The sequence below is a fragment of the Nostoc sp. genome (assembly GCF_036919495.1).
In the GTDB taxonomy this organism is placed as follows: Bacteria; Cyanobacteriota; Cyanobacteriia; order Cyanobacteriales; family Nostocaceae; genus Nostoc.
This window is the reverse complement of record NZ_JBALBZ010000032.1, coordinates 48,092-60,566: the sequence shown is the minus strand read 5'-3', so window position 1 is coordinate 60,566 and position 12,475 is coordinate 48,092. Positions and strand designations below refer to the sequence as shown.

General features: G+C 40.8%; 9 protein-coding genes. 3 read left to right on the top strand and 6 right to left on the bottom strand.

All coding sequences use genetic code 11. The annotated features are described in order from the left end of the window. The first annotated feature begins 74 nt into the window (after window positions 1-74). Together V7K25_RS04495 and V7K25_RS04490 are read left to right on the top strand one after the other, a co-directional pair. The gene (locus V7K25_RS04495; protein ID WP_335155457.1) at window positions 75-2,066 is read left to right on the top strand and encodes an MASE1 domain-containing protein; all 1,992 of its coding nucleotides are present in this window, start codon (window positions 75-77) and stop codon (window positions 2,064-2,066) included. 346 nt (window positions 2,067-2,412) lie between these two features. Then, window positions 2,413-4,608: a lytic transglycosylase domain-containing protein gene (locus V7K25_RS04490; RefSeq protein ID WP_335155455.1), complete on the top strand. Its 2,196-nt coding sequence runs from the start codon at window positions 2,413-2,415 to the stop codon at window positions 4,606-4,608. 232 nt (window positions 4,609-4,840) lie between these two features. Here the strand turns inward: V7K25_RS04490 and V7K25_RS04485 are convergent, their stop codons facing one another. Then, window positions 4,841-5,218 (bottom strand): hypothetical protein, encoded by a 378-nt coding sequence (locus tag V7K25_RS04485; protein WP_335155453.1) that lies wholly within the window; start codon window positions 5,216-5,218, stop codon window positions 4,841-4,843. 109 nt (window positions 5,219-5,327) lie between these two features. Next, window positions 5,328-5,642 carry a hypothetical protein gene (locus V7K25_RS04480; RefSeq protein WP_335155451.1) on the bottom strand — a complete coding sequence of 105 codons (315 nt, stop codon included), beginning with the start codon at window positions 5,640-5,642 and terminating at the stop codon, window positions 5,328-5,330. 248 nt (window positions 5,643-5,890) lie between these two features. Here V7K25_RS04480 and V7K25_RS04475 point away from each other — a divergent pair, with 248 nt between their 5' ends. Further along, window positions 5,891-6,175: a DUF427 domain-containing protein gene (locus V7K25_RS04475; protein ID WP_335155449.1), complete on the top strand. Its 285-nt coding sequence runs from the start codon at window positions 5,891-5,893 to the stop codon at window positions 6,173-6,175. Between the two features lie 140 nt (window positions 6,176-6,315). Here V7K25_RS04475 and V7K25_RS04470 read toward each other — a convergent pair whose 3' ends face one another. The 4 genes from V7K25_RS04470 to V7K25_RS04455 form a co-directional block, all read right to left on the bottom strand. Beyond that, on the bottom strand, window positions 6,316-7,470 hold the full coding sequence (locus V7K25_RS04470; RefSeq protein WP_335155447.1) for a PEP-CTERM sorting domain-containing protein: 1,155 nt from the start codon (window positions 7,468-7,470) through the stop codon (window positions 6,316-6,318). 369 nt (window positions 7,471-7,839) lie between these two features. Next, on the bottom strand, window positions 7,840-8,253 hold the full coding sequence (locus tag V7K25_RS04465) for a type II toxin-antitoxin system VapC family toxin (RefSeq protein ID WP_335155445.1): 414 nt from the start codon (window positions 8,251-8,253) through the stop codon (window positions 7,840-7,842). Next, window positions 8,250-8,495: an antitoxin family protein gene (locus V7K25_RS04460; protein ID WP_335155443.1), complete on the bottom strand. Its 246-nt coding sequence runs from the start codon at window positions 8,493-8,495 to the stop codon at window positions 8,250-8,252. The genes V7K25_RS04465 and V7K25_RS04460 overlap by 4 nt, the downstream gene beginning before the upstream one ends. 813 nt (window positions 8,496-9,308) lie before the next feature. Beyond that, a complete protein-coding gene (locus tag V7K25_RS04455; RefSeq protein ID WP_335155441.1) occupies window positions 9,309-12,311 on the bottom strand; it encodes a hybrid sensor histidine kinase/response regulator in 3,003 nt (1,000 codons plus the stop codon). Between the last annotated feature and the right edge of the window lie 164 nt (window positions 12,312-12,475).

Genomic DNA, 12,475 nt, shown 5'->3' with positions numbered 1-12,475 from the left:
TTGTTCCAACTTTAAGGGAAAAGGGCATTCTATGTAAAGATAAGCAACGTTGATATCAAGCAGCGATTAAACAGATGATTCAACAAAAATCCCCTATATTCCCTCATGGGCTAAGGCAAATAGGAGGCACCGTTGTTTTAGCGATCGCCTATTATGGAATGGCTGAAATTTCACGCCACCTTGCATCCACACCCCAAAATGTGACTCCAGTTTGGCCCCCAGATGGAATTGCTGTTGGGGCTGTTCTGTTGTTTGGTAACTGGATCGGGTACGGTGTTTTTCTGGGTTCATTTCTTGCCAACTTCTGGGCGTTTCGAGATCCAACAAGTTTCTTATCCCTGGTTATTTCAACGCTGCCAATTCTCTTAATTGCGATCGGAACAACCCTGGGGACTCTGTTGGGTGCCTTCCTGCTGCGGAAAACTACCAACCTTCGCTATCCCTTAGAACGTGTCACCGATGTGTTCAAATTTTTGATCTTAACCGGCATGGTGGGGCCGATCATCAATGCAACTGTTGGAGTGGCTTGCTTGGCGTTAAGTGGTAAAGTTCCCTGGACAGTGTATGGGACAGTCTGGTTAACCTGGTGGATTTCTAATGTTTCGGGAATTTTTATCGTCAGCCCGATTCTGCTTAGTTGGGGGCAATTCATTCAAAAAAACCGACATCCAATCTGGCAATGGTTATCCCTCAGTTCAACATCAGAGGATTCTGAAAATCTCCCTCATCTTCGACACTCAAGAGTAAACTCACACCCTTTAAAATTCTGGTTAATCGTAGAGTCAGTTATCCTGATGGGATTGGTCATTCTCATCAGTAAAGTTGCTTTTGGTGAAGGATATCACCTGGAGTATATGTTGATTCCGATGTTGATCTGGTCTGCCTTTCGCCTGGGTCAACCGGGTGCAACGCTGTTAACTTTTATTGTAGCTGCGATCGCAGTGATCGCAACCGTCAATGGCAGAGGTGGTTTTGTGACTGCGGATCTCAACCAATCTTTGATGCAACTGCAATCGTTTATTGGCGTGATTACACTCACTATTCTTGTGCTAACAGCAACGATCGCAGAACGAACACAAGCAGAAACCAAGCTGCGTCTAGCTTTTGCCGAATTAGCCAGAACCAATGAAACTCTAGAAGTTCGAGTTCAGCAGAGAACTGAAGAATTGAATCAAAAGAATACGACTCTTCAGCAAACCCTACAAACATTGAAACGGACTCAATTGCAGATGCTTCACAGTGAAAAAATGTCTGCATTGGGACAGATGGTGGCAGGGGTTGCCCATGAAATCAATAACCCGGTTAGTTTCATTAATGGCAACTTGACTTATCTTTCTGAATATTTCCAAAGCTTGTTGAGAGCATTGCAAATTTACCAACAGCAATATCCAAATCCACCTCAAGCCCTGCACGCAGAGTTGGATAAACTTGAACTGGACTTTTTACGGGAAGATATGACCAAGATTCTTCAGTCCATGCAAATTGGTACCGAGCGCATCTCTACTATTGTGTTATCGCTGCGGAACTTCTCGCGCTTGAATGAAACAGGATTAAAAGCAGTAGACATTCATCAAGGGATTGATAGTACCTTGGTGATTTTGCAAAATCGATTGCAAGCGACAGCCGACCGCCCACAGATCCAAGTTATTAAAGAGTATGGTCAGTTACCACTGATTGAATGTGATGCTGGCTCCCTTAATCAAGTGTTTATGAATCTTTTGAGCAATGCTATTGATGCATTAGAAGAATCTAATCAGGGGCGTTCGTTCCAAGACATTTCAGCCAACCCCAATACCATCTGGATTCAGACTCGTCAAATCGATACAAACCAAGTGATGATTATGATTTCTGACAATGGAACGGGCATTTCAAAAGAGATTCGCTCTAAACTATTTGATCCTTTCTTCACTACCAAGCCCGTTGGCAAAGGCACTGGTTTGGGTTTGTTTATGAGCTATCAAATTGTGACCCAGAAGCATGGCGGTAATCTTTCGTGTAACTCCACACTGGGAAAAGGCACAAAGTTTGTGATTGAGATTCCTCTAAAAGCTAAGAGGATTGCTTGAGTAAGAACAATTTAGAGAATTTCGGCAATACCTACGGTGGTCACTGACCTGGCCGTTGGCGCAGCCTCTCGTAGAGAAGTGCTGGCTACGCTTACGCATTTGCTATATCGGCGATCGCTTCACTCCGATGTGGTAAGCAAATGACCACCGCTTTTAAAAATAGATATACCCAAGATAGATGTAATAATATTTAATATGTGCTGTTTACTCATTACTACCAACCGTAGGATTGAAAATTAGTATTTTTCTACATAAAATTAAAAATCTAAAATTAAAAATTGGTAACACTGATGGTTAAGAGTGTTAAAGTTTCAAGAAATTCATCGGAACTTTTCAGCGGGTATTCATGCTGAAGAAACTACAGAAAAAGCAAATTTCGATAATAGCGGGTGCGGCACTGTTTGCCTTTTTAGCTGGGGCAATGGTATCAGCACCTCAGATTGGCAAGTCTCTGGGGCAATGGCTCAAACTGAGTCAGAATAAAGCAGAGCAAACATCAGAAGGTAGCATTGCTCAATCAACCGTCTTTCCACTGGTATCACAATCTCTACCAGAACGGGCGGCAAAACTAGCAGAGATTGCCGGACAGTCGCGATCGCCAGACCGAAATCGCGCTCGTTATCTTTTGGCGAGTGATTACATTGAAAGAACCCAAGCGAAAAAAGCCCTGGTTTTACTAGACGGGCTAGATAGAGACTATCCTATTCTCGCGCCATATATTCTGCTGAAACAGGCGCAGGCACAGGCTATTCTGGGCGAGGACGGCAAAGCCTCGGATCTCAGACAAAATGTGCTGAAACTGTATCCCAAAGAAGCGGCCACAGTCAAAGCACTATATCTGATTGCCCAACCGAAGCAACAGGAAATAGCGATCGCTCAATTTCCTTCCAACCCTCTGACTTGGGAAATTATTCGTAAACGTTTGCAAGCAAATCCCAATCAGCCACAATTACAATTGATTTTGGCTAAATATGCTTATGACCAACCTGGCATAGTGGGTGTTTTGGATCAGTTAGTAAAACAGCCTACCCTCAAACCCGAAGACTGGGAACTCATTGGTACAAGCTATTGGGAAAATAGTCAATTTCTCAAAGCCGCAAATGCTTATGTCAATGCACCGAAAACATCGCGTAACCTCTACCGTACCGCACGGGGGTTACAGGTAGGGGGCAAAGATAAAGAAAAAGCGATCGCTACCTATAAACAACTAGTACAGCAATTTCCCAATAGCGAAGAAGCTGGAACTGCACTACTACGATTAGCAGAAACCGCAAAAACACCTAAAGACGGCTTACCTTATCTTGAGCAGGTAATTAGTAAATTTCCCAAACAAGCTAGTACTGCACTGGTACAAAAAGCCAAAACTCTCCAAGCCCTCAATAATCAAAAGTCAGCTAGCCAGGCGTGGCAATTACTCATAGCCAAATACGGCAATTCTGACGAAGCGGCAGAGTATCGTTGGAAAATCGCCCAAGGTAAAGCCAACGCTAAAGATTACGTCGGTGCTTGGCAATGGGCAGAACCAATTGTCAACAACAACCCCAACAGTATTTTGGCTCCAAGAGCAGGCTTTTGGGTAGGGAAATGGGCAGCTTCACTAGGCAAACAGCAGGAATCTCAAACTGCTTATAAGTATGTGATTAGCCAGTTTCCATACTCATACTATGCATGGAGAGCCGCAACGATGCTGGGGCTGAATGTTGGCAACTTTGATAACGTGCGCGTCATGAACCCAGAAGTAATAACACCCCAGCATCCAGTACCGCCTGCTGGTTCTGAGACTTTCAAAGAATTGTATCTGCTGGGTCAAGACCGCGATGCCTGGTTACAATGGCAGACAGAATTTCAGAATAAACTTCAGCCAACTGTAGCAGAGCAATTTACTGAAGGGTTGATCCGACTGGCAAAGGGAGATAATCTCATCGGAATTGATAAAATTTCTAAATTGGAAGACCGGGAAATACCAGCAGAAGTTACTCAATATCAGGCTCTGAGTAAACAAATCACCTACTGGCAAGCGCGTTATCCATTTCCCTATCTGCGGGAAATTGAAAAGTGGTCTATTGAGCGTAAACTTAATCCTCTGCTAGTAACTGCTCTGATGCGTCAAGAATCACGCTTTGAGCCAAAAATCAAATCCGTCGCTGATGCTACTGGCTTAATGCAGGTACTGCCGAGTACAGCTAAATGGATCGCTCCACAAATTAAGGTGGATATCAAAACCATAAACCTAGAAAATCCCAACGATAACATCATGCTGGGTACATGGTATTTGGGTCATACCCACGATCAATATAATAATAACTCACTGTTAGCGATCGCCAGTTACAATGCTGGCCCCGGTAATGTCTCGAAATGGCTGCAAACTCAAACTACACAAGATCCAGATGAGTTTGTTGAACAAATTCCCTTTGATGAAACCAAAAATTATGTGCGGCAAGTATTTGGCAACTATTGGAATTATTTAAGACTTTACAACCCAGAAATTTCTGGAGTCGTAGCAAAGTACTCGACTACACACCCAAAATTGCCGACGCAGTGATTTTGCCCAATGAGATGATCGAGTTGGATACGTGAATTTGATTACTCTCTCCCTGACTAAAAACTCCATCCCGCAAGTGGCGTGGAGTTTTTTATCTGTACTTAGGGAACTCCAAAAAATAAATTATCCTAATCTCTGGACTCAACACGACTGTTCCTCCCCCTGCTCCCTGCTCCCTGCTCCCTGCTCCGTGCCCTAAATGCGATAGGATATTTTTTTAGTTGGAAGTCCCTTAGCTACCTGTATCATTACCATTGATCATTGATGTGAACTGCGACTCGACCGCATTAACATAACCTTGATCGTTCAAAACTTGTGTTGGTAACTTGTTAGCCTTGATAGCAGCCTGAACCACATCTTTCGCTGTCAGCTTTCCTATTTGAAATTCATATATCAAAGTACCTGCACTGGGAATACCCTGCTCTTTGAAAGCACCTTGATAAGCTAGAAAGGCAATATTGAAAGGTTGAAGATAGCTGGTATTGAGCGAATTTCTGTTAATTTGTCCGATACTGTTGCTGTTATTAACTGTTTGAGCATCAACAATTGCAGGTACAAAAGCAATACAAGCAACAATAAGTGCAGAATTTATCAAATTGATAATTTTCATCAATTTCTCCTCAATTAAGCTAGGTTTATTAGTTTTACCTAGTAACAAAATCCTATTTTTTAGCAATTTTAGGCTCTTGATATTAAGTCACTATCTTCTAAATTATTTTTTAATCAAAATTACTCAAACCCATCATTTGATATGCAATAAAAGCAGTATCAAAGGATTGCAGATAATTTATCTTCTTGGAATAGCTAGATAAAATGTCAGAGTTGGCAGATGTGTTCATTGATGCACCACTTTCTTTATTTTTAACTGTATGAAGGCTAGTGATTTTAGGCATAAAATTAATCCTTTTATACATATTTTTACTTTCAGCTATAAACTGAAATTCAAATTTTTTGCTAATTAATTTTCCATACCAATATGCTAGGAAATCTTCATGAATGAAGCAAATACTTTTAATTTTTAATTTGATAAACAAAAGTGATGCCAATTAATACTGGCATTGCAAAATAATCTATAAAGCTTACTGACCATTTGCTTGAAGCTCGGATGACTGGTAAGCTAATGAGCATTTAAGTTGCATAACACCAGGGCTGAAGCCCTTACTACAAGCGAATCAGTCTGGAAAAATGAATGACGATTAGCTTATCAGTTAGCCGTTAAGGAAGATAAAATAAGCTGATCGTGTCAAAATGTTAAGTGTATAGTTTATTTGCAAATTCACTTATGCCAAAAGCAATTTGGAATGGCGCAGTTTTAGCCGAGAGCGATAATACCGTAGTTGTGGAAAACAACCATTATTTCCCTGCTGACACCATTAACAAGGAGTATTTCACAGACAGTAATACCCACACTACTTGTCCTTGGAAAGGTGTCGCTAGCTACTACAGTATTGAAATTGATGGGCAAATCAATAAAGATGCTGCTTGGTATTATCCCAGCGCCAAGGAGAAAGCTAAGAATATTGAGGGTTATGTAGCATTTTGGAAAGGTGTAAAAGTTGAGGCTTAATACAGGTTCCTGAAAGGATTTTAGTTTCAGGGACATTGTATTATGTCTGACTAATTGCCCATAAAATACAAAGCCCGCGCAGACATAAGCCTGAGCGGGCTTTGTATTTAAACTGTTTGCGGATTTATTTTAATATGTAATTATGTCTTTGCCTTGTGAAATGCTGCTTGCTTTCTCTTCACCAGCCAAGCCAGACTACCAGCAAGTATACTACCAGCGATCGCACTTGGTTCGGGTACTGGTTTGGATATAATAAAACCATTAGGGGCTGAGATAGTTATGTTACCTCCTAGTCTTGAATTATTGCTATCATCAGCGATCGCACTTGGTTTGCGTACTGGTTTCAATATAACAAGGTCAGGGGTTATAAGAGTTATGTTACCTCCTCTTCCTGAATGATTGCTACCAGAAGCGATCGCACTTGGTTCGGGTATTGGTTTCGATATAAAAGCACCGGGGTTCAATATAAGAGTAGTGGCTGTAATAGTTATTTCGCCTCCTGCTCCTGAATGATTGCTACCAGCAGCGATCGCGCTTGGTTCGGGTACTCTTGTCGGTAAAACATCACTTGTAATAGTTATATCACTAGCTGTAACTATTAGATTGCCTGCTGCTCCTGAATTATTGCTACCACCGTTAATATCCAGCGTACCAGTAGAGATATTTACAGGGCTGCTGTTGATGGTGTAATTGGGAGTCCCGATGTTACTATCGCCTTCAATACTCACTTGACTAGCATTAATCTCAGTACGATTGCTGCTAACTAGTTGACTATGATCGGTGAGCGTCACATCATTACCATTAATCTCAATATTGTTGCTGCTGATAGTGCTATTGATAAGTCTTAAGTTACTATCTATCTTAAAATTGTCGCCGCTAACAGTACTATTGATAAAGGCTAGGTTACTAGAATTGTAAGCATTGAAATTACCAGCGATCGCTAGCCCAGAAAATTTAACATCGGCGGCGTTAATGTCAAACACGGAGAAGTAATTATTGCTACTGATGGTAAGTAAGTTAGCACCTGGGCCATTAATAGTGAGGTTTTTTGCGATCGTAAGTGGCCCACTTGTTAGGCTAATTGTACTGGGATGACTTTCCAGTAAGAAATTTACTACGTCATTGTTATTTGCAATGTTGATGGTGTCTCGCAACGAGCCAACGCCACTGTCATTGAGATTGTTAACTACAAAGGTAGCAGCTTGTGCTGATTCCACTTGCATTGTTACCCAGTCTAGAGCAACGGCTGTGAAAATAGCTTGAGCGACAGCCTTTTTTATATTGTTTTTTGTCACCTAAAACTCCTCGTATTAATTTTCAAAAAATAAAAAAGTTAATTGTATAATTACATAGATATATCATAATGTTTAAATTTAATTTGCAAAGCGGGTTTTGATAACTCAGAAATTCAAAATCTAATTGAATAATTTTCAGAAGCCTGTGAAATCTTACCTTTATTGCTATAAATGGTTCAATATGCGGCAAAATTGCGCGTAGGCGTAGCCCATCGTAAAAATCGTTACCTGCTATTGTTTTAGAGCAAAATACATAAATCTATAAATTGACGATTTTACATTTAATGAAGCATGGCGATCGCACTTTTTTGGGCTTTATGCATGAGTAGTAATGAATATATCAGGATTTTAAAAGTATCTTTTCATCAATTACTCTCGCAACAATGCCCGAAAACCAGCTTGCACAAAATGCAAATCAGCAGTTACCGCATCAGTCAAACTTTTTTCCCACATCACTGTAAAAGAAATGCAGTCAGTCAAACCCCAAGTTTTATCAGGACGTTCGTTATAAAGTTGTAACGCACGGGCAAGCAATGATGTATCTACCGTTACTACCTGTAAATTTGCTGTCTTATAACACTGCTGGATAAATTGCACCGTACCTGGACGATTGACAGCACCTAAAGCATTACCAACCTCTACCAATATTGCTTCTGTAACCCAAACAGATGTTGCTGCTCGTACTCTTGGCAGAAATGCTTTAGCTTGAGGATGGTACTGGTCACGTTTATTCAACAAAGCCTGGATAAATACCGTATCCAAAAATAAGCGCTCATCACTCATGGATTGTCTGGAGTTGCCTTCTTCGGTGTACCATACAAATAATGATCGTGTTCGCTAGACCAATCCTCTGGTGCGTCAATAGTTCCCGCCATCGCTTCCAGGACATCCCAAGCATCCCCGGATGATAATGTTTCTTTCAACTCTTGAATTGTAATTACATAACGCGTGTTAGGTGCTAAATCTAAAGGGACATCTGGGCGCAAAACACCCCCGTCAAATACAACTGTTACTCTCTTGTTCATAAAAAACCTCTGAAACTTGTGCAGCAGTTGTGTGAGCCAATCTAAAGTACCCGAAGCTGACTGATCGCGCTTCCACAATCATGATAATATAGTGCCAAAAATTGGCAGAAGCAAAATTGCGCGTAGGCGTAGCCTATCGTAGAAATCGTTATTTGCGATCGTTTTAGAGGATGCTTTTAGGCTGTGGTAACGATAGCATAAGCATTTGCCACAAATAGATAAGCGTTCTTAACGAAACAACTTAATTGATAAGTTTTATTTAAGCGTTGTTAATGATCGTATAAGCGTTCTGAACGAAACAAGTTGTGTTCTTAACGAACGGACAAGCGTTCTGAACAAAACAAGTTGTGTTCTTAACGATCGCATAAGTTTTCGTTACCAACGGATAAGCATTCGTAACGAAACAATTTGTGTTGGTAACGAACGGACAAGCTGTGGTAGAGACAATAACTTTATTCATAAAGAAAGCTTCTGTGTTGGTAACGAATGGACAAGCTGTAGTTCCCACGGAAACTTTTTTTGTAACGTTACTGCAAAATTGCTCAAATTCTTGTAAAGAGGATTTTCGCCAAACTTCGCATCGGTGGCAAAGATGAAGCTCTAGTCATTTCTGTAGTCTCTGCTTTTCATTATGCCAACCTCAATCCATCATTAATGTCAAAATCATCACGTAAGCACCCCAAATCTTTATTTAACATGAGTTCGACGGAACTAAAAAACGGCACAAGGCAGTGCAGGCAAATCTTTTGGGTAAAATGTCAATCGAGGGTATCTAGCAAGCTTTTTGTCTTTTTTTAACCGTCGAATTCATGTTCAATTAGACGCGCCCTTTTCTGCTACAGTACAAATTATTTCCTCCAGCGTTTGCAATAACTCTTGCTCGTTATAAGGTTTAGAAAAGTAAGCCCTAGCACCCAATTGCATAGCTAATTGCCGATGTTTATTACTACTACGAGAAGTCAGCATTGCAACTGGAATATTTTTTGTATCAACATTTGAATTTATTTTACCTAAAAAGCCATAGCCATCAAGGCGAGGCATTTCAATATCACAAATAACCGCCTCTACTTTCAATCCACTATGAAGTTTTTCTAAGGCATCTTGACCGTCTTTAGCTTGCTCTACTTGATACCCTCCTTTTTCAAGAGTCAGTGCTAAAAAGCGGCGAACATTAATTGAGTCATCTACAATCAAAACTGTACCTTTCTGCTTAATAGAGGCTGCTGATACTTTGTTTTCATCAAATATTAAAAATGGTGTCTTTAACCTTGCTGATGGTAATTGAGTACCTTTGGGAGTCTGCCGATTTGTAGCAATCCAATACAGCAACTCATTGACATTAACTAGTGGCACTACTCGACCATCACCAAGAATTGTGCAGTTGCTAAAGCCTTCAGGTAAAGGTATATTTCCCTCCACTTGGCGAATAGCAACTTCTTGTTCACCCCAGCAACGGTCTATTTGGATTGCTACCGGCTGATTATTACCTTTGACTACTAAGACGCTGTTAGCATTAATTGCTGCCGGAGTTTCTAACTCTGAGCGATCGTAGCGCAGGCAATTAAACTCTAAATAACGAGTCAAGCGAATTAGTGGCAACATGTTTCCTTGCCAATTTAGGACTTCGCTACCTGCCATTTGAAAAACTCGCTCGTCTTGGAGTAAGGATATTTCTGAAATGACATCTGTGGGAAATGCCAATAGCATTTTGTTGATTTCTACCAGCAGAACTCGCGCCACGGAAAGGGTAAATGGTAGTGATAAGGTGAAGGTAGTACCAACTCCTGGTTCCGTATCAACTTTCACATCTCCTCGAATCAGTTTGAGGTTGTTACGAACTACATCCATACCGACACCGCGACCGGATAATGCTGTAACTTGCTCGGAGGTGGTAAAACCTGGTTCAAAAATTAGTGATAACAGTTCTTCATCACTAGCATTAGCGAGTAAAGAAGCATCCAATCCCATAGCTAGAGCGCGGGTGCGAATTTTCTCCAAAGAAATGCCCCAACCATCATCACGGATAGTAATCAGGGTACGATTGCTGCGGTGACTAGCTGTAATTTCAATCAATCCTTGTTCTGGTTTACCCAAAAGGCGGCGGGTGCTAGAGTCTTCGATACCATGATCGAAAGCGTTTCTTAAAAGATGCATTAAAGGTTCGTTTAATGCTTCTAAAATGCTGCGTTCAATTAAAGTGTTGCCACCTTCAATTTTTAACTGGACATTTTTCCCATATTCTACATTTAAATCGCGCAAGGCTCTAGGAAAACGTTCAATCAAATCAGACAGAGGCCGCATTCGGATGTGATTTAGCTTTGTTTGTAACTGTTTGGATGTTTTATTTATTTTCCGAGCAATTTGGTCTGTATCATCTACACTGAGTTGAACGTCAGTTGTTACTTCTTGTACCTGAACAATGATTTCCATAACTTCCTGCGATCGCAGGTTTAAATCGTTATAGCAATCCATTTCTAAAGTATCAAATTCTCTCTCTATATCTTGTGCTTGTTGGCTATCTTCAACTTGCACCTGCACCCCAGCTTGAGTGGAAATTTTGTCATAAGCAATACGTAATTCCTGGTTTTCGCGGTCGAGAACTTGGACTCGCTGGTTTAAGTTCCGAACGAGTTTGCGTAATCTTTCTAGTTGCGAGTTTAACCCATTTCGCTGAACAATCAGTTCGCCAAATAAATCATTAATTTGCTCTAGTTGTTTACTGGGAACTCGGACGCTATTTTCATGAGTTTCCCGCTCTTTAACAACGCCATTTGGCTCTGCCTTTCCTTCGCCATATCTGGCATCTGGAGGATTATTTTCTTTAGAAAATATTGTGTTATGCTCTGTAACATTGACAGCATTAGCATCATCGGCAAATTCTACATCTAAAAATGTAAAACTAGCAGCAATTGCTTCATGATTAGTCCAATTTTCTTTAATGTTTTCTGGTTGCCAAACAGATGTTGACACTACTTCTGTGTCTGTGGCAATATGTGGTTTTACTTCTGCTGGTAATAGTGGCTGAGATGGCGTATAACTACTATTGAAGTCAAGTTCTGTAGGTAAGTTATCTAATTGATTTGTCAGCACCAAAGCTTGCGATCGGCGCCATGCTTGCAATGCTAACCGGGCAATTTCGGGAATGCCCGAATTACTAACAGTTTCCAATTGCTGAGTTACTGACTCACAAAGCTTGGTAAAAGCTGCCAACTGGAGCATTTCACCTAAACCACCTAATTCAGCAGCCATGATCACAACTTCTTCATGCAATCCGGGCTGTTCGCTATCTGCCAATATAGACTCTAGGCGTTGCAAACACTCTTCTACTTCTGTGCCAAATAGCAAGGGGATAACGTCTTGGCCATCTTCTGGGGATAGCATGGTTGAGGCATCTTCAGGGGTGGGGTCACCCAAGCGATCGTGCAACTCGTCAAAAATTGGATAACAAAAGGTTGCTAACCACTGATCTTCCACAACATTTCCTTCTGCAAGCAATTCTACAATCTGACGCAGCCAGTCAACTCCAGATAGCAATAAACTTTGCAACTGAGTATCAATTTCGAGAGAATTTTTTTTAGTTTTTAAAACTTTAAAGGAATCTTCCAGACGATGCGCTAAATCACTTAGCGATTTAAATCCCATCATCCCCGCGCCACCTTTGATAGAATGAGCAGCCCGGAGTGCAGCATTGATTTTATCCAAATCGATGCGGTTACTGGTATCGATTTCTAGTAATACCCCTTCTAAGGTATTTAAGTAATCAATTGCTTCTTCCAGAAACTGCATCTGGATTTCTAGTTCTTTGTCTTGTAACATAGTTTTTGTCCTTAGTCATTGGCCATTGGTCATTAGTCATTAATCATTGGTCATTAGTCATTAGTCATTGATAAAAGGACAAAAGACAAATGACAACCGACAAATAACAAAAGTCATTCGTCATTGATCACTAGCAAATAGCAAAGGACAAATGACAAATGACA